Raw genomic sequence first — 280 nt, 5'->3', positions numbered from 1 at the left:
CATTCGTTGGTAGGCTCAAGGGGTCCTGTGAGCAGATAGTCTTCTTTCAGCGGTTGAGGAGCCAGCTTTGGATAGATGCAGGAAGATCCCAAGAAAATAAACTTACTGACATCGGCCTTTAAAGCCGCTTCAATGAGGTTGTTTTGGATCTGCATGTTTTCCATCAGAAACTGGTACGGAAACTCATGGTTGGCCAAAATGCCACCTACCCTAGCCGCAGCGTCAATGACCACCTCGGGTTTTTCTTGTTCAAAAAAATGCTGCACTTCAGCCTGATTTC

1 protein-coding gene is annotated in these 280 nt (G+C 46.8%); it reads right to left on the bottom strand.

Annotated features, from left to right (window positions below; all coding sequences use genetic code 11):
• On the bottom strand, window positions 1–280 hold a 280-nt coding region (locus tag ACNKXV_RS14710), incomplete at both ends, for an NAD-dependent epimerase/dehydratase family protein (protein ID WP_417908443.1).

Source organism: Christiangramia aquimixticola, from assembly GCF_048285835.1.
Classification (GTDB): Bacteria; Bacteroidota; Bacteroidia; order Flavobacteriales; family Flavobacteriaceae; genus Christiangramia; species Christiangramia aquimixticola.
The sequence above is the reverse complement of the archived record's forward strand: the minus strand, read 5'-3'. Positions and strand labels throughout refer to the sequence as shown.